We start from the raw sequence: 26,726 nt of genomic DNA on the forward strand, positions 1-26,726 counted from the left end.
AACAGGGGGAAAAGTCACATGGCTGCATTTATGACCACACCAACAAGTGTAATCGTTTCCACGTATTTGTTAACCAGTTCACAGTTTACCCATCGGAGCCTCGGCTAGACTCCTTCACAGGCTTTTTTAGCGTGGAGAAGAGGATGAAAGTACTGGTCACCGGCGGCTGCGGCTACATCGGCAGCCACACCTGTCTGGCTTTGCAGGCCGCGGGAATGGAACCCGTGGTGGTGGATAACCTCTGCAACAGCAAGGCGGGCGTACTGGCTCGCATCGCCGCCATCAGCGGGCGTGAACCCCTCTTCTATCAGGGTGACATTCGTGATCCGGCCCTGCTGGATCGCATCTTCGGCGAGCAACAGATAGCCGCGGTGATCCACTTCGCCGCTCTCAAGGCAGTCGGTGAATCGACCCGTCTCCCCCTCGAATACTATGAGAACAATCTGGGCGGCACCCTCACCCTGCTACAGGCGATGAAACGTGCGGGGGTCAACAGCCTGGTGTTCAGCTCGTCGGCCACCGTCTATGGCGATCCGGCCAGCACGCCCATCCGGGAGGACTTCCCGCGCAGTGCCACCAATCCCTACGGGCGATCCAAGCTGATCATCGAGGAGATCCTCGAGGATCTGCAGCGGGCCGAGCCTCACTGGAGCATGACGCTGCTGCGCTACTTCAACCCGGTCGGCGCCCACGAATCAGGCACTTTGGGGGAAGATCCCCAGGGCATACCCAACAACCTCATGCCGTTTTTGACCCAGGTCGCCATCGGCCGCCGCGACACGCTCTCCGTCTTTGGAAACGATTACCCCACCGTCGATGGCACAGGGGTGCGCGACTACATCCACGTAATGGATCTCGCCGAGGGGCACGTCAAGGCGCTGCAACATTGCGCCAGGCAGGGGGGCGTACACGTCTACAACCTGGGCACGGGCCAGGGCCAGAGCGTGCTGCAGATGGTCGCGGCGTTTGAAGCCGCCTCCGGTCGGTCGCTGCCCTATCGCATCGAACCCAGGCGCCCAGGCGACATCGCCGAGTGCTGGGCCGATCCCGCCAAGGCCGAGCGCGAGCTGGGCTGGCGTGCCAGCCGTGACCTCGCAACCATGTGCACCGACAGCTGGCGCTGGCAGTCCGCCAATCCACAGGGGTACGAGGCGTGAACAGGCCCAGTGTGACTCGTCCGCCCAGGCGGCCAATCCACCCATTTCATCAGGTAATGAGGAGTGATGATGTTCAACCCGGTTGATCACCCCCACCGTCGTTTCAACCCGCTGACCGGTCAATACGTGCTGGTCTCCCCCCACAGGGCCAAGCGCCCCTGGCAAGGCCAGGTCGAGAAGGTCAGTCAGGCACCGAGCCAGTCCCACGATCCGGATTGCTTCCTCTGCGCGGGCAACCAGCGTGTCACCGGCGACCAGAACCCGGACTATCAGGGCACCTTCGTCTTCACCAACGACTTCGCCGCCCTGATGCAGGACACCCCGGCCGCCCGCGGCGACCAGGATCCCCTGCTGAAACTGGAGGCCGCCCGCGGCACCAGCCGGGTCATCTGCTTCTCGCCGGATCACGGCAAGACACTGCCCGAGCTGCCGCTGCCCGCCATAGAGGCCGTGATCACCACCTGGATGGAACAGGTGGCTGAGCTGTCGAGCCAGTGGCAATGGGTGCAGGTGTTTGAAAACAAGGGCGCCGTCATGGGCTGCTCCAACCCGCACCCTCACGGTCAGCTGTGGGGCAGCGATTTTCTGCCCAACGAGATCGCCCGCGAAGAGCAGCACCAGCGCGACTGGCTGGCCGAGCACGGCCGCCCGTTGCTGGTCGAATATGTGGAGCGGGAGCTGGCGGATCGCACCCGCATCGTGGTGGAAACAGCACACTGGCTGGCAGTCGTTCCTTTCTGGGCAGCCTGGCCGTTCGAAACCCTGCTGCTGCCCAAGACCCATGTGCCCTCCCTGCTCGGCCTCACCCCCGAGCTGCAACAGGATCTGGCGGTGGCGCTCAAGGAGCTCACCAGCCGTTACGACAACCTGTTCGAGTGCAGCTTTCCCTACTCAATGGGCTGGCACTTCGCGCCGCCGCACTCTGACTGCCCGCAGGCCTGGCAACTGCACGCCCACTTCTATCCGCCCTTGCTGCGCTCCGCCACCGTGCGCAAATTTATGGTGGGCTTCGAGATGCTGGCAGAAACCCAGCGCGATCTGACGCCGGAACAAGCCGCAGAACGACTGCGCGCCCTGAGCCCCATTCATTACAACCAGATCAGCCAAGCCAATGAGGAGGCCCTATGACCCCCAGCCAACGCGTCAGCGCCGTTTTTGCAGAGCAGTTTGAGCAGCAACCCGATCTGCTGGTGCGCGCCCCCGGCCGCGTCAACCTCATCGGCGAGCATACCGACTACAACGACGGCTTCGTGCTGCCCTGCGCCATCGACTACGAGACCTGCGTCGCCATCGGCCTGCGCAATGACAGCCTGGTGCACGTGATCGCCGCCGATTACGGCAATCAGCGCGACCTGTTCGATCTGAGCCAGCCCATCACCCACCATGCCGATCAGCGCTGGAGCGACTACATCCGCGGCGTGGTGAAATACCTGCAGGTGCGCGGCCACTCGCTGCGCGGCCTCAATCTGGTGGTCTCGGGCAACGTGCCGCAGGGCACAGGCCTGTCGTCGTCCGCCTCGCTGGAGGTGGCCATAGGCCAGGCCTTCAAGGAGGCGCTGGGGCTCGACATCAGCCAGGCCGAGATTGCCCTCAACGGCCAGCAGGCGGAGAACCAGTTCGTCGGCTGCAACTGCGGCATCATGGATCAGATGATCTCCGCCAGCGGCAAGCAGGATCATGCCCTGCTGCTCGACTGCCGCTCGCTCCAGACCCGCCTCATCCCCATGCCCCCCGATCTGGCGGTGCTGATCGTCAACTCCAACGTGCGCCGCGGTCTGGTGGACAGCGAATACAACACCCGCCGTCAGCAGTGTGAAACCGCCGCCCGCCACTACGGGGTCAAGGCCCTGCGCGACCTCGACATGGCCGCGCTGGAAGCGGGCAAGGCCGGGCTGGATGAGGTCTGCTACCGCCGCGCTCGCCACGTGGTGGGCGACAATACCCGCACCCTGGCCGCCGCCGATGCGCTGGAGTCCGGCGATCTGGTGCGCCTCGGCGAACTGATGGCCGAGTCCCACGCCGCCATGCGCGATGACTTCGAGATTACCGTGCCCCCCATCGACGGTCTGGTGGAGATCATCAAGGCCAGGCTTGGCCGCGAAGGCGGTGTGCGGATGACGGGCGGCGGCTTCGGCGGCTGCGTGGTTGCCCTGCTGCGCCCGGCGCAGGTCGCCGAGGTGATTGCCGCCGTCGACGCCGAGTATCCGGCCCGCTTCGGCCTCAAGGCCGACAGCTATGTCTGCCGCGCCAGCGCCGGGGCAGGCAAGCTATGAGTGCATATGGATGTAATGACAGGATGAAGAGCGGCAGCCCTCTCTGCCGCCCCCACACCACAGGGGCGAACATGCTATGACGCCATTCGAGCTGGAAAACGAAGAGGGGCTGCGCCTGCGCGGCCTCGACTTTGGCGCCACCCTCACCTCCCTCACCCTGCCGGTAGCAGGCAAGCACCGCGAGGTGCTGCTGGGCTGCGCAGATGAGGTCTATCCTGCGCAGCAGGTGTGGCTGGGCGCAGTCGCCGGGCGTTTTGCCAACCGCATCGGTGGCGCCGAACTGGTACGCGATGGCCAGCACTGGGCTCTGGATACCAATCAGGCCCCCCACTGCCTGCACGGCGGACGGGAAGGCTTTCATCGCCAGGGCTGGCAGATCAAGGAGCTGGAGGCAGACAGGGTCAAACTCGTCCTGCTGTCGAAGGCGGGCGATCAGGGCTTTCCCGGCAACTTGCGGGTGACCCTGGAGTACCGGCTGGAACAGTACGATTTGGTGGTCGATTTCAGGGCCAGCACGGATGCGCCGACCCCGGTCAGCCTTACCAGTCACGCCTACTTCAACCTGGATGGGGGCGGCGATGTGCGCGACCACACTATCAGCCTCAACGCCGACCGCTTTCTGCCGACCGATGAGAGCGGTCTGCCGCTGGCCATTGCGCCAGTGGAAGGCCCCTTCGATCTGCGCGCACCCCGCCCCATGGGCCTGGATTGGCTGAGCCATCCACAGCAACGGCAGGCCAGAGGGTACGATCACGCCTTCCTGCTCAATCATCCGCAGCATGACGGCCGGGATCACCCCGCTTTGCCGCTCGACGGCCCGGAGCAGAACTGGGCCGCGCGAGTGATCTCCGGCGATCGGCAGCTGGCGATGGAGGTCTACACCAACCAGCCTTCGCTGCAGTTCTACACCGGCAACTGGCTGGCCAACACGCCGAACCGCAGCGGCCAGCAGCATCAGGATTACGACGGCTTCTGTCTGGAGGCGCAGCAGTTGCCAGACAGCCCCAACCGGCCCGAGCTCGGCAACCCCTGGCTGCTGCCGGGGCACTACTACCACCACCAGACCCGTTACCGTTTCATCCCCGCCGGCTAAAACGGCGGGGCCGCGGCGTCACCTTCCGGCTCCCCCGTTGCCAGGGGAGCCTGCTCGCGCTCTCGGCAAGGGATCAACGCGCTCGCCACCGACGCAGGTCATGACCACACCCGTTATCGCACCGACCCAGGAGTATTTATGGATGAACACTACCTCGCCGCGCCCGACCGCTATCAGCGCCAACCCTATCGACCCGCCGGCCGCCACGGCCTGCGCCTGCCCAGCATAGGTCTCGGGCTCTGGCACAACTTCGGCGAGGGGAGCGATCCCGCCAGGGTGAAGGCCATAGTGCACCAGGCGTTCGATCTGGGTATCACCCACTTCGATCTCGCCAATAACTATGGTCCACCCCCCGGTTCTGCCGAGACCTGCTTCGGCGGCGTGCTCAAAGGCAGTCTGGCCCCCTACAGAGACGAGCTGATCATCGCCAGCAAGGCGGGTTATGTGATGTGGGACGGCCCTTACGGCGATGGCGGCAGTGCCAAATACCTGTTTGCCAGCCTGCACCAGAGCCTGCGCCGGCTCGGCCTCGACTATGTGGACATCTTCTATCACCACAGGCCGGATCCCCGCACTCCGCTGGAGGAGACCTGTCAGGCGCTGGCACTCATGGTACGTCAGGGCAAGGCGCTCTATGTCGGCCTCTCCAACTACCCGGCCGAGCTTGCCGCCAAGGCAGCGACCCGGCTGGCGGAGCTGGGCACCCCCTGTCTGGTCAATCAGCTCAAATACTCGCTGTTCCAGCGCGACATCGAGGCCGAGACGCTGCCGGTCTGTCGCGAGCAGGGGGTGGGGGTGGTCGCCTTCTCACCGCTGGCGGGGGGCCTGCTCAGCAACCGCTATCTGGCTGGCATACCGGCGGACTCTCGCGCCGCCAGTGGCAGCCCCTTCCTCAAGCCGGAGCAGATCACCGCGGACAAGCTGGCCAGGATCCAGACCCTGCACACCCTGGCACAGCAGCGGGGGCAGGAGTTGTCACAACTGGCGTTGCAGTGGGTGCTGCGCGATCCCGTGGTGAGTTGTGCCCTGATCGGCGCCAGCAGCCCCCTGCAGATAGTGAGCGCAGTCGAGGCCCTGGCCCTGCCCCCGCTGGACGAGGCGTTGCAACGACAGATAGAAGCAACCCTGGCCTGACCCGCTCTCAACCTCCCCCATGGCAAGGGGGAGGCCCCAATATTCACTGGTTGCCCGTCTGATTTTCCTCCATCATTGGTCGCCCCGGCTCAGCCCGGGGCCGACTTCATCCGGACCAATCAACCAAGAGATCTGAACCATGACAGAGTCTTACGCCCTGTTTGTCGCCTTCGTGCTGGGCATAGTAGAGGGCCTGACCGAGTTTCTGCCCGTTTCTTCGACCGGCCACATGATCATCGTCGGCCACCTGCTGGGCTTCGAAGGCCCCAAGGCCGCCACCTTCGAGGTGGTGATCCAGATGGGCTCCATTCTCGCTGTCGTGGCCGTGTTCTGGCGCCGCCTGTTCGGCCTGATTGGCATCCACTTTGGCCAGAGGCCGGCGCAGGATCACGCCACCCTGTCGCTGGTGCACATCATCCTCGGCATGCTGCCCGCAGTGATCATAGGCCTAGCCATTCACAGCTGGATCAAAGCCAACCTGTTCGGCCCAGAGACAGTGATGTATGCCCTGGTGGCCGGCGGCATACTGCTGATCATCGCCGAGAAATTTCGCCCGGCGGTACGATCCGAAACTCTGGATGACATCAGCTACAAGCAGGCGTTCGGCATAGGCCTGTTCCAGTGTCTGGCGCTCTGGCCCGGCTTCTCCCGCTCCGGTGCCACCATCAGCGGCGGCATGCTGATGGGGATCAGTCGTCAGGCGGCAGCCGAGTTCTCCTTCATTCTGGCGGTACCCATGATGGTGGCCGCAAGCGGGCTGGATCTCTACAAGAGTCGCGACCTGCTCTCCCTGGCCGACTTCCCCATGTTTGCGGTCGGCTTTGTCACCGCCTTCGTGGTCGCCATGATCGCGATCAAGACTTTCCTGGCGCTGATCCGTCGCCTCGACTTCATCCCGTTCGCCATCTACCGCTTCATCGTAGCCTTCGCCGTCTACCTGGTGTTTGTGGCCTGATCCTGGCCGAACACCCATGAAAAAAGGGACCTTTCGGTCCCTTTTTCTATTGCTGCCCACCCTCAATAGAGGCGATGGGTGATGCCGTTGAGCAGCCGCGACAGTCCCTTGGTGAACTGGACCGGCGCATCCTGCACCGTGTAGCAGAGGCAGCCGTCCGGGGTATGCGGACTGTGGGCGTGGCTGGCATCGCGCCAGATGAAGTCCCCCGCCTGATAGCAGGTGTCACCATCCTGCATGTTGCCCGCCAGCAACAGGGTCAGCTCATAACCCTGATGGGTGTGTTCGGGGATGCGACCACCGGCCTCGATGTGCAGCAGGCTGGCGCGGGCCCCCATCTCGTCCAGCGGCAAGCTGTGCTGACGAATGGTGCCAATGTGACGCCATTTGGGGGCATGGTGACGCGCCAGCACCCTGGGCAACCGGTATGACTGGCCCGCCACCTGCAACTCGGGCACCGGCCGCATCGGTTGGCCGAGCTCGGCCGGGCGGGCCACCGGCTGTTGCAGTATGCCGGCCAGCATGGCATCGAGTTTCACCGGCATGCTCTCGCTCATCGCTGCTGGCTCATCTGCCGGCTCCAGATACTGGCGAGCCAGTTCCTCTTCACAGGCCTGCAAGCGGACGGCACACTCGGGGCAGAGCTCGCAATGGGCAGAAACGCCGACCGCCAGCGGCAGGGGCAGCTCATCGGCGGCGAAGGCGCGCAACATGGCGTGAGTCGGATGGGTTTTAATCATGGCCTTGCTCCACTTGCTCTTTCAATTTCTGTAATGCCAGTCTGAGGCGGGATTTGATGGTGCCAAGCGGCACGCCGAGTCGCTCCGCCAGCTCCTGCTGGGAGAACTCCTGCAGATAGATGCCGCGCACCACCTGCTGTTGCGGCTCCGGCAGGGTGGCGAGGTAGTGCGCCATCTGGCGCGTCAGCACCGCATCCTCACCACCGCTCAGGTGCTCCTCTTCCGCCCTGAACTCCAGCATGGGCCACAGTTCCTCGGCGCAGAGATCCTCCTTGCTGGCGCGGCGGCGGCGCAGCATGTCGAAGCTCTGGTTGCGCATGACGGTGTAGATCCAGGTGGTCGGCGCGCCCTTCTCGGGGTGGTAGAGGCGGGCTTTCTGCCACACCAGCAGCATGGTTTCCTGCACCAGTTCCATGGCATTGGCCTCGCTGCCGAGGTGACGCAGCCCATAGCTGCGGATGCGCGGCGCAAAGTGCTGAAACAGACGGGCGAAGGCGGCCTTGTCGGCCTGCTCGGCGACCCGGATGAGAAGAGACTTCAGATCGCCATCTGGGTTGTCCATGGGGGGCGATATCCTGCGCTGAGTCGATTGGGGTTGGCCAGTATATGCCATTGCGCCATGCCTTGAATGTTGTGGTCATCACCATTACGCCGGGCGTGGCAAAAGGATCACCGGTGGGCCGCAAATAGGCACTCAATGGCTGGCAACCAGCAGGCCGCTCAACAGGGAGAGCGCGGGCTGGTTGTCGTCCGCCGCCAGCAACCACTGCTTCTGTTCCACGGGAATGGGCAGCACCTCCAGCCAGCGCTGAGCCACCCAGCTGGCATCGTTCCAGTCGGGGTCATGGTAGAGGGCCGCATATTCCGGGTAGTCGTTGAACACCTCCTGCAGCGCCTTGGCCAGGGAGTGCTGATCGGCATTGAGCCTGCCCGTCTGCCAGGGCGGCAACAGCGCCACCTCGCCGACCCTCAACCCGTCGGGCTCCTGCCACAGATCGGCGATCCTGACCCGCTCCATGCCGAGCACGGTAATGCCCAGCAGACCGTCCGGCAGTTGATCGAAATCGACTATTCGCACCCGGGTGGCGATGGGGAACATGTTGCGCAGCGCATCGGGTTGGCGGGGGTCGAGCATGCAGAGCACGAAGCCCTGCTCTCCCGCCTCGGCGATCATGCGCTGGTATCTGGGCTCGAAGATGCGCAGCGGCATGACGCCACCGGGCAGCAGGTGAGCCGAGAGGGGAAACAGCGCCAGTTTCATCAGAATATTCCTCTGTGGAAGATACCCGTTGATACGACTGCCGCAGAAGGGCAGATCATTCAGACCGAGTTGGAATAAAAAACCCCTTAACAATCAGGGGAAAATAGCCTGGACAAGCCGCTTCGATATGCAGTAGAAATGGATAAGCACCATTTATTCCATTGAATGTTCTGGATATTGGTGACAAATGCAGTGAAATATCCGCCCGACCAACTCTGGCGGGCCGTCCCTATAGTTTTCTCGGGCCGATGCGGGTAAAATTCACGCCCTTATATATCAGTCATTTTTCGACGCGCAACCTTGGTGGTCAGTTATGAAAGAGCATATTCATCATCTACTTGAACAAACGGTAGCCAATCTCAAGTCAGCAGGCGTGTTGCCGGCGGACCTGGAAGCCCGGGTGCAAGTAGACCGATGCAAGGAGAAGGCTCACGGTGACCTGGCCACCAACCTGGCCATGCTGCTGGCCAAACCGGCCCGCAAGAACCCCCGTGAGCTGGCCGCTGCCATCATAGAGCACCTGCCCGCCTCGGACCTGATCGCCAAGGTCGAGATCGCCGGCCCCGGCTTCATCAACTTCTTCTTCGACCAGCGCTGGCTGGCCGGCCAGGTGGAAGCCATGGTGACCTCTGCCAACGCCAACGTGAAGTTGCCGACGCCGCAAACCGTGGTGGTGGACTACTCAGCGCCGAACGTGGCCAAAGAGATGGCGGTGCACCACATCCGCTCTACCGTGCTCGGTGACGTAGCCGCCCGTGCCCTGGAATTCCTCGGTCACAAGGTGGTACGCGCCAACCACATAGGTGACTGGGGCACCCAGTTCGGCATGCTGATCGCCTATCTGGAGAAGATGGCCAACGAGCACGCCTCCGACATGGCGCTCAAGGATCTCGAAGCCTTCTACACCCAGGCCAAGCGTTGCTACGACGAAGACGAAGTCTTCGCCGAGCGCGCGCGCAACTACGTGGTCAAGCTGCAGGGTGGCGATGAATATTGCCGCACCATGTGGAAGAAGCTGGTCGACATGACCATGGAGCAGAACCAGATCAACTACGACCGCCTGAATGTCTCCCTGACCAACAAGGACATCATGGGCGAGTCCATGTACAACGACATGCTGCCGCAAATCGTGGACGACCTGAAAGCCAAAGGGCTGGCGGTCGAGAGCGAAGGGGCCACCGTTGTCTTCCTGGACGAATTCAAGAACAAGGATGGCGAGCCCATGGGCGTCATCATCCAGAAGAGCGATGGCGGTTTCCTCTACACCACCACTGACATCGCCTGTGCCAAATACCGTTATGAGACCCTGGGCGCCGACCGGGTCATGTATTTCATCGACTCCCGTCAGCACCAGCACCTGATGCAGGCCTGGACCATCACCCGCAAGGCGGGCTATGTGCCGGAATCCGTGCCGCTCGAACACCACGCCTTCGGCATGATGCTGGGCAAGGATGGCCGTCCCTACAAGACCCGCTCCGGCGGCACCGTCAAGCTGGTCGACCTGCTCAACGAAGCCGAGGAGCGCGCGAGCGCCCTGCTGGAGAACCGCAACAGCGATCTCTCAGCCGCAGAGAAGGCCGAAGTGGTTCACGCCATCGCCATGGGTGCGGTCAAGTATGCGGATCTCTCCAAGAACCGCACCACAGACTACATCTTCGACTGGGACATGATGCTGTCGTTCGAAGGCAACACGGCCCCTTACCTGCAGTACGCCTACACCCGGATCCAGTCCATCTTCCGCAAGGCCGGCGTCAATGCCGAGACCTTGACCGGGACTGTGACCCTGAACGAGGAAGCCGAAGAGGTGCTGGCCCAGAAGCTGATCCAGTTCTCCGATGCGGTCAACGGCGTGGCGGACAAGGGCATGCCGCACCTGCTCTGTACCTACCTGTACGAGCTGTCCGGCAACTTCATGACCTTCTACGAAGCCTGCCCGATCAACAAGGATGGCGTCGACGAAGCCACCCGCCAGAGCCGTCTGCTGCTGTGCGCAGCAACCGCCAAGGTCCTGAAACTGGGTCTGGGCGTGCTGGGTATCCATACCCTGGAGCGCATGTAATAGATGGCAACCCGGGATTACGTCGGCAACAGCCCGAGAAGACGGGCCGGTGGTCGTAACACCAAGAAAGCGGCACCTCGCCGCTTTCCTGTTATCCCGGCACTGCTGGCCGGGGTGCTGCTGGCAGGGTTCGGCGGCTTCCTCTACATGATCAGCGGCAAGGGCAGCGATGCCCCCACCATTGAAGAACAGGTCAAGGCCAACAAGCCCAAGGCGCAGAACAACGGCTTGCCGCAGGAGAAGTGGAGCTATATCGAACGGCTGGAGAACAAGCAGGTCGATATCACTGAGCCGCCCCCCCAACCGGGTGTGCTGCCACCGCCTCCTGCCCAGACCCTGACTCTGCAGCCGGAGAAACTGCCGCAACCGGTGCCGACCGACATTCCCCAGCCGGGAACGCCTATCGGCCAGGTTCAGCCCTACAAACCGCAACCGGTTCAACCCGCCAAGCCTGCCCCTGTGGCCAGTGCCCAGGAGCAGGTGATCGACCGCAAGGCCGAGCGGGAACGGATGGAGCGTGAACTGCGGGCCGAGCTGGAACGGGAGCGCGCCGAAGCCGCCAGGGCTCAGGCAGCGACTCAGCCTGCACAAACCGCAGCGGCGGATAGCGGCCGCTATATGATGCAGTGCGCCGCCCTGCGCTCGCAGGATTCTGCCGAGTCGCTCAAGGCGCGCATCGCCTTCGGCGCCGGCCTCTCCTCCAGCCTGCAGGTGGTGAATGGCGCCAACGGCACCGTCTACAAGGTGATGGTGGGTCCCTTCAGCGGCAAGGCGGCCGTCGATGCGGCCAACCGCAAGCTGCAAGGCTCCGGCATCAGCGGCTGCATCCCCAAAAAGGGGTGAGCGCCGCCAGCGGATGAGTGATCAGGGCCGGGTTGAAAACTCGGCCCTTTTCTTTTCTGCGCCACGCGTCTCAACGGAAGTCGACCCTGGCGGATAATCCGCCAGGGTTGAAAAGCGCCAAACCCATCCCCATCTTTCTTGCCATGCACAGTCAGGCCGTTATTCGGCTCAAGCGAGGTAAGTAAAGTGACTACCATAGTTTCTGTCCGCCGCAACGGCCAAGTCGTGATAGGTGGTGATGGCCAGGTATCCCTCGGCAACACCGTCATGAAGGGCAACGCCCGCAAGGTTCATCGTCTCTATAACGGCAAGGTGCTGGCAGGTTTCGCCGGCGGCACCGCCGATGCCTTCACTCTGCTCGAGCGCTTCGAAGCCAAACTGCAGGCCCATCAGGGTAATCTGGAACGCGCCGCCGTGGCGTTGGCCAAAGATTGGCGCACTGATCGCGCCCTGCGCCGTCTCGAGGCCCTGCTGGCGGTCGCCGATGAAAACAAATCCTTCATCATCACCGGCAACGGTGACGTGGTGCAGCCGGAGCATGACCTGATCGCCATCGGCTCGGGCGGCAACTTCGCCCAGTCCGCCGCCATCGCCCTGCTGGAAAACACCGAGCTGGATGCCAGGACCATAGTCGAGAAATCCCTCAAGATTGCGGGCGACATCTGCGTCTTCACCAACGGCAACCACACCATCGAAGTGCTGGACTACGAGCCCAAGTAAGCCCCCCATTTTCAAGGGGTGGGCCCTGCCCGCCCCGGATACAGGAACGCCATCATGTCCGAGATGACCCCGAGAGAAATCGTCCACGAGCTGGACAGACACATCATTGGTCAGGCCGACGCCAAGCGTGCCGTCGCCGTCGCCCTGCGCAATCGCTGGCGCCGGATGCAGCTCGATGAAGAGATGCGCCACGAGGTAACCCCGAAAAACATCCTGATGATAGGCCCGACCGGTGTCGGCAAGACCGAGATCGCCCGCCGTCTGGCCAAGCTGGCCAACGCCCCCTTCATCAAGGTGGAAGCCACCAAGTTCACCGAGGTGGGCTATGTGGGCAAGGAAGTGGACAGCATCATCCGCGATCTGACCGACGTCGCCATCAAGCTGGTGCGCGAGACCGAGATGGAGAAGATGAAATACCGCGCCGAGGAAGCCGCCGAGGAGCGCATCCTCGACGCCCTGCTGCCCAACCCGCGCAACAGCTGGGGCGAGGAAGAGAAGGCCGACAACTCCAATACTCGCCAGATCTTCCGCAAGAAGCTGCGGGAAGGCCAGCTGGATGACAAGGAGATAGAACTCGAGCTGTCAGCCAGCCCCATGGGCGTCGACATCATGACCCCACCGGGCATGGAAGAGATGGCCAGCCAGTTGCAAGGGCTGTTCCAGAACCTGGGTCAGAACCAGAAGAAGAAGCGCAAGATCAAGGTCAAAGAGGCCATGAAGGCGCTGATCGAAGAGGAAGCGGCCCGTCTGGTCAATCCGGAAGAGCTGAAGCAGAAGGCGATCGCGGCGGTCGAGAACAACGGCATCGTCTTCCTCGACGAGATCGACAAGATCTGCAAGCGTGGCGAGAGCTCCGGCCCTGATGTCTCCCGTGAAGGGGTACAGCGCGACCTGCTGCCGCTGGTGGAAGGCTGCACCGTCAACACCAAGCACGGCATGGTCAAGACCGACCACATACTGTTTGTCGCCTCCGGCGCCTTCCAGGTGGCTCGCCCGTCAGATCTCATCCCCGAGCTGCAGGGTCGCCTGCCGATCCGGGTCGAGCTGACCGCGCTCACCACAGATGACTTCGAGCGCATCCTGACCGAACCGAACGCCTCGCTCACCGATCAGTACCAGGCGCTGATGGCCACCGAAGGGGTCAAGATCGAGTTCACCAAGGATGGCATTCGCCGTCTGGCCGAAGCGGCCTGGCAGGTCAACGAGCGCACCGAGAACATAGGTGCCCGCCGCCTGCACACCGTCATGGAGCGGCTGATGGAAGACATCTCCTATGATGCCTCCGAGAAGTCCGGCGAGACCTTCGTCATCGATACCGACTACGTCAACGCCCACCTCGGAGCGCTGATCGAGGACGAGGATCTGAGCCGCTTTATCCTGTAAGCGCAGCGCCATTCCGTATCAAGACGCCTCCCCTGTGGAGGCGTTTTTTTATGCCATCTCAGCCTCACGCCGCTGCCAGCGTCTCCTCCCGACTACGTCCCAGCAGCCAGATCGCGGCGCCAATCAGCAGGCCGCTCAAGGCAAAGCTGGTCTGCATGCCAAACACCAGATCCGCCGGCATGGCCGTGGCCAGGTTGGGCGTTCCCACCAGAGTGACACACAGGCCACCGAGTCCGGCCACCCCCGTCAGCTGGCCCAGATTGCGCGACAGGGTCAGCAAGCCGGCCACGGCCCCCCGCGCCTGTTCGGTTGCCGCCCCCACCACGGCGCTGTTGTTGGCGGTCTGGAACAGGGCATAGCCGGCGGTCAGCAGCAGTATGGGCAGCAGATAACCGAGCGGGCCATATCCGGCGCTCAGGGTGGCCAGCCCGAGGAGCGCGCTCATCATGACCATCAACCCCATCCGAGCGACCCGGCGCGAACCGAACCTGTCCACCAGCCAGCCGGCAGGCATGCCCGTCAAGGCCGCCAGCAGGGGTCCGCCGGAGATCATTAGTCCGACCGTCGCCATGTCGAGCTCGAACACGCCGTGCAGGTAGAAGGGGCCGATCAGCAGGGTCAGCACCATGACGCTGGCCACCAGGGCACTGGCGAGCAGGCCACCCTTGAGCCGGGAGTCGGCCAGCAGTGCCAGCGGCAGCAGGGGGGAGCGGGCGCGGCGCTCACGGCGAACGAACAAGGCAGTGCCAAGCAGCGCTCCCGCCCACCAGCCCAGCGCCAGAGCACCGCCCGAGGTCAGCGCCAGCCCGTAGCAGAGCAGCGCCACCACCAGCATCGACAGGCTCGCCAGCGTCACCCTCTCTCTTTGTGGCAAAGCCCCCTCAGGTGGCAGACCGACCATGCCGGCACCCAGCGCCAGCAGGCTGACGGGTACCAACAGCAGGAAAGGGGCCTGCCAGCCAAACCCGCCGATCAGCAGGCCACCAAACGAGGGACCAAGGGCAGTGCCGCAGGCCGACAGGGTACCGAGCAGCCCCATGCCCCGGCCACGCTGCGCCGCAGGTACAAGCTGCCCCACCATGGCCAGCGCCAGAGAGAGCATGCAGGCCGCACCGACCCCCTGCAGGACACGCGCCGCAATCAGCCAGCCGATGGTCGGCGCCAGGGCGCACAGCAGGGACGCCAATGCAAACAACGCCATACCCCAGAGCAGCAGGCGGCGCCGGCCAAACCTGTCGCCGAGCCGGCCGGCCACTACGGTCAGGCAGGTGATCCCCAGCAGATAGGCCACCAGCACCCACTGCAGGCTGGCGAAGGGGGCGGCAAACGCCTGTCCCAGCGCGGGCAGCGCCATGTTGGCCATGCTCCCCGCCAGCATGGGCAACAGGGTAGCGAGGCCGAGTGCCAGCAAGCCAGTACGGCGAGCCCAGGGAGAGGGAATTATGCTGGGGTATGACATGGATGTGACCTCAAGCGAATCAGGGTGACCACAAGGCTAGCCATGACGCTGATCCGGCGGAAGACGCACGGCTTGCAGCTTATAGCTGCATAGCACGCCATATGAAGCCATGGATTCTCGCGTATGATGAGTCAACACATAGATATGATCGCCATCGGCTGATCACCCCGCATACCAGGCCGGCGAGGGCACGACCATGAGCACCCCCGATTTCAACCTGCTGATCACCCTGGATGCGCTGCTCGATGAGGGCAGCGTGGCCGGGGCGGCAAGGCGGCTGAGACTCAGCCCCTCCGCCATGAGCCGGGCACTGGCCCTACGCGAGCGGGTCAGCCAGCTGGTGCAGGAGGCCGAAGCCGTACTGCGCCCCCAGCAGGAGATAGATCCGGCCCACCTGGTGCGCACCTTTCGTCTCAGATCCAGTGACGGTTTCGTGGAGAGTGTCGGGGCGGCCCTTCTGGCGCGGCTCGCCGCCGAGGCGCCCGGGGTGCGGCTGCATTTCATGGCCAAGCCCGACAAGGAGAGTCACCCCCTGCGCAGCGGTGAGCTGGATTTTGAAACCGGCGTGATCGGCACCAATACGGCGCCCGAGCTGCGCACTCAGGCGCTGTTTCAGGATCGCTTTGTCGCCGTGGTACGACCGGGCCATCTACTGTGCGATGGGCCCCTGACCGCCGCCCGCTATGCCGCCGCCCGCCATGTGCTGGTGTCGCGGCGCGGGCAGGAGCACGGCCCCATCGACGAGGCGCTCGCCGCCCTGAAGCTGGAGCGAGCCATCGCCACCCTGGTGCCGGGGTTTGCCACTGCACTGGCGCTGGTGCGGGGCAGCGATCTGGTGGCGACAGTGCCCGCCCTGCACTGCGCCTCCCTGCACGCCGATCTGGTGACTCTGCCTCTGCCCTTTCCCTTGCCCGGGATCACTCTGGCCCTGCTCTGGCACCCACGGCTGGACGCCGATCCGGCCCACCGCTGGTTGCGCACCCTCATCCGCGAAACCTGCGCCCGCGCCCCCTATCAGGCCACCCCGAAAGAGCGGTGATCTACGCCGCCATAATCCGCAGCACCAACCAGATGCCACACAGTGAAAGCACCTCTACCGAGGTGTTTTCTTTCATTATGCTTGGCCAGACGGGCTACCCCTCTTGCCCCTCCCTACTCCATGACAGCCAAAGCCCAGAATGCACCACTGGTATACCTATTTATGTATAGCTTTGAATTGTATCGAATTACCCCTGAGGAGATATATAAATAGACACTTGATTTGCATCAATCGTCCCGTCCCTGCGACTGGGTAGCCTAGCCTCAGAATGATGTTTTATTACTCCAAACTAGAGGCAATCATGAGCAAAGTCAGGCTGGCCGTCATAGGGAACGGTATGGTGGGGCACCGCTTCATCGAAGAGTTGATCGAGCGGGCCGATCCGGACCGGTTCGAGATCACCGTCTTCGGTGCAGAACCGCGTCCCGCCTACGATCGTGTCCATCTCTCCTCCTACTTTTCCCACCACACCAGCGAAGATCTCTCCCTCGTCAAACCCGGTTTCTACGAGAAGCACGGCATCCGCCTGCTGCTCGGCGAAGCGGTGAAAAAAATCGACAGGGCGGCCCGCGAAGTGCATTCCAACAAGGGCACTGTGGTCGGCTACGACAAGCTGGTGCTGGCCACCGGCTCCTACCCCTGGGTGCCGCCCATTGCGGGCAGTCAGCACCACGAGTGCTTCGTCTATCGCACCATAGAGGATCTGAAAGCCATCCGCAGCGCCGCCAAGAGCGGCAAGAGTGGTGTTGTCATTGGGGGCGGCCTGCTCGGCCTCGAAGCCGCCGGCGCCCTCAAGGCGCTCGGCCTCGAGACCCACGTGGTGGAATTTGCTCCGGTATTGATGGCGGAACAGCTCGACGGCCAGGGTGGCCAGCTGCTGCGCCGCAAGATCGAATCCATGGGGGTGCAGGTTCACACCAGCAAGAGCACCAGCGAGATCCTGATGCACGGCGGTCGTGACGCCCAGCATCGCCTCGCCTTTGCCGACGGCAGACAGCTGGAAGTGGATGTGGTGGTCTTCTCCACCGGCATACGCCCGCAGGACACCCTCGGCCGTTACTGTGAACTCGCCATCGCCGAGCGCGGCGGCGTAGCTGTCGACGATCACTGCCTCACCTCCGACCCCGACATCTATGCCATCGGCGAGTGCGCCGCCTGGCAGGGGCGCTTCTTCGGCCTGGTGGCGCCCGGCTACAAGATGGCCCAGATCACCGTCGACCACCTGCTCGGCGGCGACAGCCGCTTCGAAGGGGCGGACATGAGCGCCAAGCTCAAGCTGCTCGGCGTCTCCGTCGGTTCCATCGGCGATGCCCATGGCCGCACGCCCGGCAGCCACAGCTATGTGTTCCAGGACGATCAGGCCGGCGTCTACAAGCGTATCGTGGTGAGCGAAGACAACAGCCGCCTGCTCGGCGCCGTGCTGGTTGGCGATGTGGATGACTACGGCAACCTGCTGCAGCTGATGCTCAACGCCATGCCGCTGCCTGCCCACCCGGATACCCTGATCCTGCCCGCCTATGCTGGCGCCAAGCCCACCCTAGGGGTGGATGCCCTGCCGTCCACCGCCCAGATCTGCTCCTGCTTCGACGTCTCCAAGGGCGACATAGCCCAGGCGGTCGCCGAGGGCCACACCACTCTCGCCGCCATCAAGCAGCACACCAAGGCCGGTACCGGTTGCGGCGGCTGCGTGCCGCTCATCAGCCAGGTGCTCAACGCCGAGTTGGTGAAGCAGGGCATAGAGGTCAACAACCACCTCTGCGCCCACTTCCCCCACTCCCGCCAGGAGCTGTTCCACCTGGTCAAGGTGGAAGGGATCAAGAGCTTCGACGAGCTGCTGGCCAGACACGGACACGGCTATGGCTGCGAGGTGTGCAAGCCCACGGTCGGCTCCATCCTCGCCTCCTGCTGGAATGGCTATGTGCTGAGCCCGCTCAACACCCAGCTGCAGGACACCAACGACATCTTCCTCGGCAACATGCAAAAAGACGGCAGCTACTCCGTCATCCCGCGCATGGCCGGTGGTGAAGTGACCCCGGAAGGTTTGCTGGCGGTGGCCGAGGTGGCCCGCGACTACCAGCTCTACACCAAGATAACCGGCGCCCAGCGCATCGGCCTGTTCGGTGCCCAGAAGGATGATCTGCCCGCCATCTGGCGCAAACTGCTGGCCGCGGGCTTCGAAACCGGTCAGGCCTACGCCAAGGCGCTGCGCATGGCCAAGACCTGCGTCGGCAGCACCTGGTGCCGCTTCGGCGTGCAGGACAGCGTCGGCCTCGGGGTCTTCCTCGAGAACCGCTACAAGGGCATTCGCACCCCCCACAAGATGAAGTTCGGTGTCTCCGGCTGTACCCGCGAATGTGCGGAAGCCCAGGGCAAGGACGTCGGCATCATAGCCACGGACGCGGGCTGGAACCTCTATGTGGGCGGCAACGGCGGCATGAAACCGCGCCACGCCGACCTGCTGGCCTCCGACCTGGATCGGGAGACCCTCATCAAGCTGATCGACCGCTTCATGATGTTCTACGTCACCAGCGCCGACAAACTGCAGCGCACCTCGGTCTGGCTCGGCAACTTGGAAGGGGGCGTCGACTACCTGCGCGAGGTGATCGTCGACGACAAGCTGGGACTGAATGCCACCCTGGAGCGCGACATCCAGGTGCTGATCGACAGCTACGAGTGCGAGTGGTCCCGCACCCTGAATGAAGAGGAGCAGCTCAAGCGCTTCAGCCACTTCATCAACAGCGGCAAACGTGACCCGGACGTGCAGTTCGTCACCGAGCGCGACCAGCACAGACCCGCCACTCCGGCGGAGCGCATTCCCGTCTACCAGATCGAAGTGGAGGCAAAGTGATGAAATTAGCCTGTCAGCTCAATGATATTTTTCCGGGCACTGGCGTCTGTGCCCTGCTGGAAGGGCGCCAGATCGCCCTGTTCCGCCCAAGCGACGCGGCCGAGGTGTTCGCCATCGACAACCGGGACCCCTTCTTCGCCGCCAACGTGCTGTCGCGCGGCATCGTAGGTGAACACGAGGGTGAACTCTGGGTCGCCAGCCCCCTCAAGAAGCAGCACTTCCGTCTGAGCGACGGCCACTGCCTCGAGAACGCCGCCATGTCGGTACAGAGCTATCCCGTTGAAGTACGCGACCAGCAGGTCTGGGTCGCCGTCTAATTCCATGAATATCGGGGCTGCCCGCGGGCGGTCCCCCTTAAAGAGAACACCTATGTATACCGAGACCATCAACAAGTGCGCCGCCAACGCGGCCCGCATCAACCGCTTCGAGCGCAGCGACAAGCTGGGCTTCTGGCTCAGCTCCGCCATGGCGGGGGCCTATGTGGGCCTGGGCATCATCCTCATCTTCACCCTGGGCAACCTGGTCGACCCCAGCATTCGCCCGCTGGTCATGGGAGCCACCTTCGGCATCGCCCTGACCCTGGTGATCATCGCCGGCTCCGAGCTGTTCACCGGCCATACCATGTTCCTCACCTTCGGGGTGAAGACGGGCAAGATCACCATGGGCGATCTGCTGCGCATCCTGCCCCAGACCTGGGCCGGCAACCTGCTCGGCTCCATCGCGGTGGCGCTGATCTACTCCTACGGCGGCAGCCTGCTGCCGGATGCGGGCAGCCTGGTCCACAAGGTGGCGCTGGCCAAGACCCAGGCACCGGCCCTGACCCTGTTCATGAAAGGGGTGTTGTGCAACTGGCTGGTCTGCCTCGCCATCTGGATGGCACTGCGCACCGAGGGTGCCGCCAAGTTCATCGCCATCTGGTGGTGCCTGCTGGCCTTCATCGCCTCCGGTTATGAGCACTCGGTCGCCAACATGACCCTGTTCGCCCTCTCCTGGTTCGGCGCCCATTCCGAGGCCTACACCCTGGGCGGCATAGGCCACAACCTGCTGTGGGTGACGCTCGGCAATACCGTCTCCGGCGCCCTCTTCATGGGACTGGGCTACTGGTATGCCACCCCGAAAGCGGATCGTCCGGTCGCAGTGACCGACGCCAACGCCGCCGCCAGCCAGACCCAAACCGCCTGATCCGGAGGCCCCATGGACTACTTGCCCATCTTTTGCCGACTCGACAACAAACCCGTGCTGCTGGTTGGCGGCGGCGAAGTCGCAGAGCGCAAGGCGCGCCTGCTGCTGGACGCCGGCGCCCGGCTGACAGTGGTCTCTCCCGCGCTCGACCCCGAGCTGGCAGCGCTGGCCGCCAGCGGGACGATCGACTGGCTGGCGGCCGAATTCGAGCCAGCACTGCTGACGGGCAAGTGGCTGGTGGTGGCCGCCACCGACAGGCGCGAAGTCAATGCGCTGGTCTACCAGAGCGCCAACCAGGCGGGCATCTTCGCCAACGTGGTGGACGACCCCAAGCGCTCCAGTTTCATTATGCCGTCGATCATCGACAGATCGCCGCTGATGGTGGCCATCTCCTCCGGCGGCAAGGCCCCCGTGCTGGCCCGTCTGCTGCGCGAAAAACTGGAAGCCCTGCTGCCCCAGCATCTGGGCGCCGTGGCCGCCTTTGCCGGCGGCCTGCGTGAGCGGGTAAAGGCCCGTTTCGCCAGCATGGGAGAGAGACGCCAGTTCTGGGAGCGGCTGCTTGGGGCAGACCGGCTCGGTCAGGCGCTGGCACGGGGTGACAAGGCCTCGGCCAACCAGCTGGCCGACGCTCTGTTTGCCGAGGATGCCGGTGCCAAGGGGGAAGTGATCCTGGTCGGTGCAGGCCCAGGCGATCCCGGTCTGCTCACCCTGCACGCCCTGCGCCAGATGCAGCAGGCTGACGTGGTGGTCCATGACCGGCTGGTCTCCGACGAGGTGATGGCACTGGTACGGCGTGATGCCAAACGCATCTTCGTCGGCAAGCAGGCGGGCAACCACTGCGTGCCGCAGGAGGGGATCAACCAGCTCTTGCTGGAGGAGGCGAAGAAGGGGCTGCGGGTGGTGCGGCTGAAAGGGGGCGACCCATTCATCTTCGGCCGGGGCGGCGAGGAGCTGGAGACGCTGGTCGGCAGCGGCGTGGGCTTCCAGGTGGTACCGGGGATCACGGCGGCGAGCGGCTGTGCGGCCTATGCGGGCATTCCGCTCACCCACCGGGATCACGCCCAGAGCGTGCGCTTCGTCACCGCCCACGGCAAGGGAGGCGCCCAGGATCTGGACTGGCCCCTGCTGGCCCGGGATCAGCAGACCCTGGTGTTCTATATGGGACTCTCAAGCTGCGCCACCATCCGTGAGCAACTGCTGGCCCACGGCAAGGCTGGCGCCACCCCGGTGGCCCTGATCGAGCGCGGCACCCAACCTAGCCAGCAGGTCATCCGCGGCACGCTCGACCAACTACCGGAGCTGGCCGTCGGGGTCGAGAGCCCGGCTCTCATCATGGTGGGCTCCGTGGTAACCCTGGCCGACAAGCTCGCCTGGTTCGGTCAGACTGGGGCCCCCTCGCAGGCCGCCGCACTGGCCTGAGCCCGCCGTCAGCCTCGCCATTGAGACCGTCACTATCATGGTGGCGGTTTTTTTATCCGCACTTACCGCATTCATGGTCATAACCTCTTGTTTTGATTCTGGTATCCTATGGGGAAGGTCATCCGGCCAACCGAATTCAGGAATTCTGTTTCATGTCTCTCCCCGTCAAGAACAGCGCCAAGCAGCGTGAACAAGACAGATCGCGCATTCTCACCCTGCTGCTGGCCGATGATGCCCTCACCGACAGCCTGCTGGATCCACAGGCGGTACAAGATGCCGAGCTGCGCGATCAGACCAGCGAGATCACCAGCCTGGTCAACCGCCTGCCCGCCGCCGACATCGCCGATGCGCTGGAATCCCTGCCGCCGGACGAACGCCACGTGCTGTGGCAACTGGTGGATGAGGAGAAGCATGGCCAGGTTCTGGTCGAGGCCTCGGAGACGGTGTGGGACAGCCTGATCAGCGGCATGAGCGACAAGGCGCTGCTGCACGCCCTGCGCACCCTGGACATAGACGATCAGATCTATCTGGGCCAATACCTGCCCCGCAATCTGATGGGCCGGCTGCTCACCTCCATGGCCCCTCCCCAGCGCGATCAGGTAAGGGAGGTAATCCGCTACGGCAAGCACACGGTCGGCGCCATGATGGACTTCGAGCTCATCACTGTGCGCGCCGAGGTGAGCCTGGCGACCGTGCAGCGCTACCTGCGCATGCGCGGCAAGATCCCCGTCAACACCGACAAGCTGTTTGTCATCGACAGGCGCAACCGGCTGCAGGGGGAGCTACCGCTCACCACAGTGCTGCTGCACAAGCCGGCGACTCTGGTCGCCGAGGTGATGGAGCGGGATCCGGTCACCTTCGATCCGGAGGACAACGACGAGGCGGCGGCCCGAACCTTCGAGCGGGATGACCTGCTCTCAGCCGCCGTGGTGGACGCGCGCGGCAAGCTGATGGGCCGCCTCACCGTCGCCGAGGTGGTGGATCTGGTGTATGAGGAGAGTGACACCGACCTGCGTCGCATGGGGGGGATCAGCGAGGATGAAGACGTGTTCGCCCCTGTCTCCAAGGCGGTCAAGACCCGCTGGGCCTGGCTCGCCATCAACCTCTGTACCGCCTTCGTGGCTTCCCGGGTCATAGGCCTGTTCGAGCACACCATATCGCAACTGGTGGCGCTGGCGGCCCTGATGCCAATCGTCGCGGGGATCGGCGGCAACACAGGCAACCAGACCATCACCATGATAGTGCGGGCGCTGGCGCTGCAGCACATACAGGCGGGCAACGTCTCCTTCCTGCTGTGGCGCGAGCTGGGGGTGGCACTGATCAATGGTCTGGTATGGGGCGGCACCATGGGGCTGGCCACCTATGCCCTCTATCAGGATGCGGCGCTGGGCGCCGTGATGACGCTGGCCATGATGATCAACCTGCTGGTCGCCGCCCTGATGGGGGTCATCATCCCCATGACGATGTCACGTCTCGGCCGGGATCCGGCGATCGGTGCCAGCGTGATGATCACCGCCATCACGGATACCGGCGGCTTCTTCATCTTCCTCGGGCTGGCGACCCTGTTCCTCATCTAGTCGGGGCCAGTCGTTTCGATGAAAAAGGGAGCCTGCACGGCTCCCTTTTTGCTGTTCCAGGGGGCGGGCCGCTAGACCCGATACTTGGCCACCGCCTGATTGAGCAGTTTGGCCTGCTCGGTCAAGCCCTGGCTGGACTTGGCATTCTCCTCCGCCATCAGGCTCGACTCCTGGGCTATGTCGCGGATGTTGTTGACGTTGCGGTTCACCTCATTGGCCACCAGGCTCTGCTGCTCGATGGCCGCGGCTATCTGGGTGCTCATATCCATGATGTGGGTGACATCCTGGGTGATCTGCCCCAGCAGTTCGCCCGCCGTGCTGGCCTGCTCCGAGCTGCTGTTGCCCTGCTCGCGGCAGGTCGCCATCATGCCCACTATGCTGCCGGTCTGCTTCTGCAGCGAGCTGATGATGCCGGCAATCTCCTGGGTCGACTTCTGGGTACGGATGGCGAGGCTACGAACCTCGTCCGCCACCACCGCAAAACCACGGCCCTGATCCCCCGCCCGCGCCGCCTCGATGGCCGCATTGAGGGCCAGCAGGTTGGTCTGCTCGGCGATGCCGCGGATCACGTCCAGCACAGAGCCTATGGTCTCGCTCTCTTTCTGCAACTGGGCCACCTCCTGGGAGGAGCTCTCCAGATTGCCGGCCAGCGAGCGGATCTGGCGCACAGTGTTCTCTACCGCGGTGCGCCCCTCCATCGCCTTGTCGTTGGTGGCCTGGGCATTATTGGCGGCCTGCTCTGTGTTGCGGGCTATCTCCTCTATGGTGGATCCCATCTCGGTGGAGGCCGTCGCCACCATGTCGGTTTCCTGCAACTGGCGTGACGCCCCCTCACTGGTACGTCTGACGTTGCTGGAGAGGTGATCCGCCGCCTCGGTCAGGGCATGCACACTCTGCTTCACATCGCCGATCAGATGGCGAAAGCCCCCCAGCATCACGTCAAGATTGCCTGCCAGCTGGGCCATCTCGTCGGCCCCTTGCAGCTCTATCTTGAGGCGCAGGTCATTGTCCTGGCGGATACGGTTGACTGTGTCGTTTACCCGCGAGATGGGCCTGTCTATGCTGCGGCCCAGCAAGATGCTCATGATGCCGATGAGCACTATGATCACGCCGCCGCAGACCAGCATCAGGCTGTTGAGGCGCGAGGTCTGCCGTACCAGCTCGTCGGCGATATGCTGGCCGACAGCCGCAAAGCCCTGCTCGGTCTGATGCACCAAGTCCCGCATCTGGTTGCGCAACCCCTCATCCTCTTTCAACCCCAGCACCTGCATGCCCTGCACCAGGGCGACGAAGTCCTGCCGATACTGCTGGCTGGCCTGTTCCAGCTTGCTACGGTCAACCTCCGGCAGCGCCGCCAGGCTCTCCTGGAAGCTTTTGTGCAAGGTCTGGAAACGTTCCAGGTACTGGATGTCAAAGCGCAGCATGAAGTCTTTCTCCGCCCGCCTCAGCTGCAGCATTGTGATGATCAACCCCTGCTGATCCAGCTGCTTGAGCCCCTCCTCGACCTGATGCACTGCCGCCCTCAGACGGCCGTAGAGGCCATCTTCCGGCCCCAGTCCTATGGTCTGCTGCTGTGCCACCAGATCGTTGAAGGCCTTGCCATAGGCCCCCATCTGCTGATCCAGCCGAGCCAGCTCGCCCTGTACGGCCCCCAAGGTGTCATCGGTACTCAGGGTCTGGTCCAGCTTGTGAAAATCGGCCAGCCCCTGATTGAAGCGATCGACGAAGGCCAGATCCTTGCGGATCAGGAAATCCTTCTCGGCCCGCCGCAGGTTCAGCATGGCGATCTCGAGCGCATCCACGTTGCGCTGGGCTTCGGTCAGGTGGCGATTCACTTGGCTGGAGTAGAGAAACAAACCGCTCAACACCAGCATGGCAATGGCCACCAACACTGTGTTCAGGATCAACTTATGACGGATCAGCACGATGGACCTCTCACGAACAGGGAATGGACTGCATTGAGCTTATGCAGAAAACGCTATCCCTGTTGTTGTTCAAGGAATATTCATTGAAATGCCAGTCCCACTCCTTATACTGGATCCCACCTGTTTCCAGCCGTGGATTTGACACTATGGAATACAACACTTCAGAACTGTGCGACATCTATCAGGACATGGTGGATGTGCTCGAACCCATGCTCTGCTCCTTCGGCGGCCGTGCCTCTTTCGGCGGCGTCATCACCACAGTCAAATGCTTCGAATCGAATGGCCTGATCCGTGAACTCGTCAAAGAGAACGGCGTCGGTCGCGTGCTGCTGATCGATGGCGGTGGCTCCATGCGCCGTGCCCTGATCGACAGCGAGATCGCCACTACGGCAGCCGAGAACGAGTGGGAAGGCATCGTCTGCTACGGCTGCGTGCGCGAAGTCGACATCCTGGAAGATCTGGATATCGGCATTCAGGCACTGGCCGCCATTCCGGTGGGCGCCGACAGCAAGGACGTGGGGGAGACGGATCTGCCGGTCAACTTCGGTGGCGTCACCTTCCTGCCGGATGACCATCTCTACGCAGACACCACAGGGGTGATCCTCTCCCCTGAGGCGCTCGATATCGAGTAAGCCGCAACCTGAGTTGTGACGATGGGAGCCTTGGCTCCCATTTTTTATGGCTGCCATGGTCTGAAAAAAAGCAAAAAAAGAGGGCCAGAAGAACTGGCCCTATAACTGGAAGCAATGTGAGCAATGTCGTGCCTTCACAAGAAGTCCATCACGTTGGAACGAATGAAGTCTTTCCCGGAAAACAAGTTAACAATAATCATTCTCATTTAACTAAGCAACTCTTATTTGCCAAATGTGCAAAAAAATTGACCACCGCTGGGGTGGTCAATTGCATCAGGCCTGGCGCGTCGCCGTTTGCAGGCCGGCCAATCCGCCCTCACCCACCAGCTTGCGGCTGAGATAACGCAGCAAGATGCCGTAGAGAGGCACAAACAAACCAAGGCTTATCAGCAACTTGAATACATAGTCCACGGTTGCGATCTCGACCCAGTGCTCGGCCATGAAGGGATCCGTGCTACGCCAGAAGGCGATGCTGAAGAAGGCGATGGTATCCACCAGGTTGCCAAACAGGGTCGAGGCGGCTGGCGCCACCCACCAGGCCCTGAGCAACCGCAGCCGGTTGAATACCACCACGTCCATGAACTGGCCTACCAGATAGGCCATAAAGCTGGCCAGCGCGATGCGCGCCACGAACAGGTTGAACTCCGCCAGATTGCCCATGCCCTGATAGCTGCCCTCGAAGAACAGCACGGAGAGCACATAGGAAACGGCCAGTGCAGGCAGCATCACGGTCTGGATGATCTTGCGGGCCAGACCGGCACCGAAGATCCGTACCGTCAGATCGGTGGCCAGGAAGATGAACGGGAAGCTGAAGGCACCCCAGGTGGTGTGAAAACCAAAGATGGTGATCGGCAGCTGCACCAGGTAGTTGCTGCTGGCAATGATCAGGATGTGGAACAATGAGAGGCGCACCAGCGCCGTCTGGTGCTGAGCAGGGGTCAGATTCATATTGTGACCTTTTTGGTTAATGGGGTTAGGGAACCCATACCGCCACCATTGGCGATAATTGAGGGGCGAGATTATACGC

Annotated in this window: 23 protein-coding genes; 17 read left to right on the top strand and 6 right to left on the bottom strand. The window is 63.1% G+C overall.

Annotated elements, in window-relative coordinates:
- Positions 1–143 precede the first annotated feature (143 nt).
- The 6 genes from galE to bacA all read left to right on the top strand — a co-directional run bounded on the left by galE (position 144) and on the right by bacA (position 6,612).
- The gene (gene galE / locus BN1128_RS15255; protein WP_042870264.1) at positions 144–1,157 is read left to right on the top strand and encodes a UDP-glucose 4-epimerase GalE; all 1,014 of its coding nucleotides are present in this window, start codon (positions 144–146) and stop codon (positions 1,155–1,157) included.
- A gap of 69 nt (positions 1,158–1,226) precedes the next feature.
- The gene (locus BN1128_RS15260; protein ID WP_042870449.1) at positions 1,227–2,285 is read left to right on the top strand and encodes a UDP-glucose--hexose-1-phosphate uridylyltransferase; all 1,059 of its coding nucleotides are present in this window, start codon (positions 1,227–1,229) and stop codon (positions 2,283–2,285) included.
- A complete protein-coding gene (gene galK / locus BN1128_RS15265; protein WP_042870265.1) occupies positions 2,282–3,430 on the top strand; it encodes a galactokinase in 1,149 nt (382 codons plus the stop codon). Before BN1128_RS15260 ends, galK begins: the two co-directional genes overlap by 4 nt.
- Positions 3,431–3,506: 76 nt before the next feature.
- Positions 3,507–4,523, top strand: coding sequence for a galactose-1-epimerase (locus tag BN1128_RS15270; protein WP_042870266.1), 1,017 nt, complete (start codon positions 3,507–3,509; stop codon positions 4,521–4,523).
- Positions 4,524–4,661: 138 nt separating this feature from the next.
- Positions 4,662–5,657: an aldo/keto reductase gene (locus BN1128_RS15275; RefSeq protein WP_042870267.1), complete on the top strand. Its 996-nt coding sequence runs from the start codon at positions 4,662–4,664 to the stop codon at positions 5,655–5,657.
- Positions 5,658–5,796: 139 nt separating this feature from the next.
- On the top strand, positions 5,797–6,612 hold the full coding sequence (gene bacA / locus BN1128_RS15280) for an undecaprenyl-diphosphate phosphatase (RefSeq protein WP_042870268.1): 816 nt from the start codon (positions 5,797–5,799) through the stop codon (positions 6,610–6,612).
- 62 nt (positions 6,613–6,674) lie between these two features.
- Here the strand turns inward: bacA and BN1128_RS15285 are convergent, their stop codons facing one another.
- From BN1128_RS15285 to BN1128_RS15295, 3 genes are all read right to left on the bottom strand, one after another.
- Entirely contained in the window at positions 6,675–7,352 is a 678-nt protein-coding gene (locus BN1128_RS15285) for a ChrR family anti-sigma-E factor (protein WP_042870270.1), read from the bottom strand.
- Entirely contained in the window at positions 7,345–7,914 is a 570-nt protein-coding gene (locus tag BN1128_RS15290) for a sigma-70 family RNA polymerase sigma factor (protein WP_042870271.1), read from the bottom strand. The genes BN1128_RS15285 and BN1128_RS15290 overlap by 8 nt, the downstream gene beginning before the upstream one ends.
- Before the next feature lie 132 nt (positions 7,915–8,046).
- On the bottom strand, positions 8,047–8,613 hold the full coding sequence (locus BN1128_RS15295) for an LON peptidase substrate-binding domain-containing protein (protein ID WP_042870272.1): 567 nt from the start codon (positions 8,611–8,613) through the stop codon (positions 8,047–8,049).
- Between the two features lie 313 nt (positions 8,614–8,926).
- Here BN1128_RS15295 and argS point away from each other — a divergent pair, with 313 nt between their 5' ends.
- The 4 genes from argS (at position 8,927) to hslU (ending at position 13,618) form a co-directional block, all read left to right on the top strand.
- A complete protein-coding gene (gene argS / locus BN1128_RS15300; protein WP_042870273.1) occupies positions 8,927–10,672 on the top strand; it encodes an arginine--tRNA ligase in 1,746 nt (581 codons plus the stop codon).
- A gap of 3 nt (positions 10,673–10,675) precedes the next feature.
- The gene (locus BN1128_RS15305) at positions 10,676–11,515 is read left to right on the top strand and encodes an SPOR domain-containing protein (RefSeq protein WP_042870274.1); all 840 of its coding nucleotides are present in this window, start codon (positions 10,676–10,678) and stop codon (positions 11,513–11,515) included.
- Positions 11,516–11,701: 186 nt separating this feature from the next.
- On the top strand, positions 11,702–12,235 hold the full coding sequence (gene hslV, locus BN1128_RS15310) for an ATP-dependent protease subunit HslV (protein ID WP_042870279.1): 534 nt from the start codon (positions 11,702–11,704) through the stop codon (positions 12,233–12,235).
- A 54-nt stretch (positions 12,236–12,289) separates the two neighbouring features.
- Complete coding sequence (gene hslU, locus BN1128_RS15315) at positions 12,290–13,618, top strand: HslU--HslV peptidase ATPase subunit (protein WP_042870281.1); 1,329 nt, start codon at positions 12,290–12,292, stop codon at positions 13,616–13,618.
- Between the two features lie 64 nt (positions 13,619–13,682).
- On the opposite strand, the gene BN1128_RS15320 is transcribed toward hslU, so the two are convergent.
- The gene (locus tag BN1128_RS15320) at positions 13,683–15,077 is read right to left on the bottom strand and encodes an MFS transporter (RefSeq protein WP_042870283.1); all 1,395 of its coding nucleotides are present in this window, start codon (positions 15,075–15,077) and stop codon (positions 13,683–13,685) included.
- A gap of 196 nt (positions 15,078–15,273) precedes the next feature.
- Between BN1128_RS15320 and BN1128_RS15325 the strand changes: the two genes are divergently transcribed.
- The 6 genes from BN1128_RS15325 (at position 15,274) to mgtE (ending at position 23,142) form a co-directional block, all read left to right on the top strand.
- Positions 15,274–16,116 carry a LysR family transcriptional regulator gene (locus tag BN1128_RS15325; RefSeq protein ID WP_042870285.1) on the top strand — a complete coding sequence of 281 codons (843 nt, stop codon included), beginning with the start codon at positions 15,274–15,276 and terminating at the stop codon, positions 16,114–16,116.
- A gap of 301 nt (positions 16,117–16,417) precedes the next feature.
- Positions 16,418–18,964, top strand: a complete 2,547-nt coding sequence (gene nirB, locus BN1128_RS15330) for a nitrite reductase large subunit NirB (RefSeq protein ID WP_042870286.1) — start codon at positions 16,418–16,420, stop codon at positions 18,962–18,964.
- Entirely contained in the window at positions 18,964–19,281 is a 318-nt protein-coding gene (gene nirD / locus BN1128_RS15335) for a nitrite reductase small subunit NirD (RefSeq protein ID WP_042870288.1), read from the top strand. The genes nirB and nirD overlap by 1 nt, the downstream gene beginning before the upstream one ends.
- 52 nt (positions 19,282–19,333) lie before the next feature.
- Complete coding sequence (gene nirC / locus BN1128_RS15340; protein WP_042870290.1) at positions 19,334–20,146, top strand: nitrite transporter NirC; 813 nt, start codon at positions 19,334–19,336, stop codon at positions 20,144–20,146.
- 12 nt (positions 20,147–20,158) lie between these two features.
- Positions 20,159–21,565 carry a siroheme synthase CysG gene (gene cysG, locus BN1128_RS15345; RefSeq protein WP_042870291.1) on the top strand — a complete coding sequence of 469 codons (1,407 nt, stop codon included), beginning with the start codon at positions 20,159–20,161 and terminating at the stop codon, positions 21,563–21,565.
- A 152-nt stretch (positions 21,566–21,717) separates the two neighbouring features.
- The gene (gene mgtE / locus BN1128_RS15350; protein ID WP_042870293.1) at positions 21,718–23,142 is read left to right on the top strand and encodes a magnesium transporter; all 1,425 of its coding nucleotides are present in this window, start codon (positions 21,718–21,720) and stop codon (positions 23,140–23,142) included.
- A 71-nt stretch (positions 23,143–23,213) separates the two neighbouring features.
- Here mgtE and BN1128_RS15355 read toward each other — a convergent pair whose 3' ends face one another.
- Positions 23,214–25,067 carry a methyl-accepting chemotaxis protein gene (locus BN1128_RS15355; protein WP_042870295.1) on the bottom strand — a complete coding sequence of 618 codons (1,854 nt, stop codon included), beginning with the start codon at positions 25,065–25,067 and terminating at the stop codon, positions 23,214–23,216.
- Between the two features lie 146 nt (positions 25,068–25,213).
- Between BN1128_RS15355 and rraA the strand changes: the two genes are divergently transcribed.
- The gene (gene rraA / locus BN1128_RS15360; RefSeq protein ID WP_021138460.1) at positions 25,214–25,699 is read left to right on the top strand and encodes a ribonuclease E activity regulator RraA; all 486 of its coding nucleotides are present in this window, start codon (positions 25,214–25,216) and stop codon (positions 25,697–25,699) included.
- A gap of 273 nt (positions 25,700–25,972) precedes the next feature.
- On the opposite strand, the gene BN1128_RS15365 is transcribed toward rraA, so the two are convergent.
- A complete protein-coding gene (locus tag BN1128_RS15365) occupies positions 25,973–26,647 on the bottom strand; it encodes a 7-cyano-7-deazaguanine/7-aminomethyl-7-deazaguanine transporter (protein ID WP_042870297.1) in 675 nt (224 codons plus the stop codon).
- Between the last annotated feature and the right edge of the window lie 79 nt (positions 26,648–26,726).

This window comes from Aeromonas piscicola, from assembly GCF_000820005.1.
Classification (GTDB): Bacteria; Pseudomonadota; Gammaproteobacteria; order Enterobacterales; family Aeromonadaceae; genus Aeromonas; species Aeromonas piscicola.

What these genes read in the sequence shown, in the direction of transcription:
- bacA (WP_042870268.1), top strand. Translation starts at nt 5,797, where the DNA reads ATGACAGAGTCTTACGCCCTGTTTGTCGCCTTCGTGCTGGGCATAGTA.
- BN1128_RS15260 (WP_042870449.1), top strand. Translation starts at nt 1,227, where the DNA reads ATGTTCAACCCGGTTGATCACCCCCACCGTCGTTTCAACCCGCTGACC.
- BN1128_RS15295 (WP_042870272.1), bottom strand. Translation starts at nt 8,613, where the DNA reads ATGAAACTGGCGCTGTTTCCCCTCTCGGCTCACCTGCTGCCCGGTGGC.
- rraA (WP_021138460.1), top strand. Translation starts at nt 25,214, where the DNA reads ATGGAATACAACACTTCAGAACTGTGCGACATCTATCAGGACATGGTG.
- mgtE (WP_042870293.1), top strand. Translation starts at nt 21,718, where the DNA reads ATGTCTCTCCCCGTCAAGAACAGCGCCAAGCAGCGTGAACAAGACAGA.
- BN1128_RS15270 (WP_042870266.1), top strand. Translation starts at nt 3,507, where the DNA reads ATGACGCCATTCGAGCTGGAAAACGAAGAGGGGCTGCGCCTGCGCGGC.
- nirB (WP_042870286.1), top strand. Translation starts at nt 16,418, where the DNA reads ATGAGCAAAGTCAGGCTGGCCGTCATAGGGAACGGTATGGTGGGGCAC.
- hslU (WP_042870281.1), top strand. Translation starts at nt 12,290, where the DNA reads ATGTCCGAGATGACCCCGAGAGAAATCGTCCACGAGCTGGACAGACAC.
- BN1128_RS15305 (WP_042870274.1), top strand. Translation starts at nt 10,676, where the DNA reads ATGGCAACCCGGGATTACGTCGGCAACAGCCCGAGAAGACGGGCCGGT.
- BN1128_RS15365 (WP_042870297.1), bottom strand. Translation starts at nt 26,647, where the DNA reads ATGAATCTGACCCCTGCTCAGCACCAGACGGCGCTGGTGCGCCTCTCA.
- argS (WP_042870273.1), top strand. Translation starts at nt 8,927, where the DNA reads ATGAAAGAGCATATTCATCATCTACTTGAACAAACGGTAGCCAATCTC.
- BN1128_RS15275 (WP_042870267.1), top strand. Translation starts at nt 4,662, where the DNA reads ATGGATGAACACTACCTCGCCGCGCCCGACCGCTATCAGCGCCAACCC.
- BN1128_RS15290 (WP_042870271.1), bottom strand. Translation starts at nt 7,914, where the DNA reads ATGGACAACCCAGATGGCGATCTGAAGTCTCTTCTCATCCGGGTCGCC.
- BN1128_RS15325 (WP_042870285.1), top strand. Translation starts at nt 15,274, where the DNA reads ATGAGCACCCCCGATTTCAACCTGCTGATCACCCTGGATGCGCTGCTC.
- galE (WP_042870264.1), top strand. Translation starts at nt 144, where the DNA reads ATGAAAGTACTGGTCACCGGCGGCTGCGGCTACATCGGCAGCCACACC.
- nirC (WP_042870290.1), top strand. Translation starts at nt 19,334, where the DNA reads ATGTATACCGAGACCATCAACAAGTGCGCCGCCAACGCGGCCCGCATC.
- galK (WP_042870265.1), top strand. Translation starts at nt 2,282, where the DNA reads ATGACCCCCAGCCAACGCGTCAGCGCCGTTTTTGCAGAGCAGTTTGAG.
- BN1128_RS15285 (WP_042870270.1), bottom strand. Translation starts at nt 7,352, where the DNA reads ATGATTAAAACCCATCCGACTCACGCCATGTTGCGCGCCTTCGCCGCC.
- cysG (WP_042870291.1), top strand. Translation starts at nt 20,159, where the DNA reads ATGGACTACTTGCCCATCTTTTGCCGACTCGACAACAAACCCGTGCTG.
- BN1128_RS15320 (WP_042870283.1), bottom strand. Translation starts at nt 15,077, where the DNA reads ATGTCATACCCCAGCATAATTCCCTCTCCCTGGGCTCGCCGTACTGGC.
- nirD (WP_042870288.1), top strand. Translation starts at nt 18,964, where the DNA reads ATGAAATTAGCCTGTCAGCTCAATGATATTTTTCCGGGCACTGGCGTC.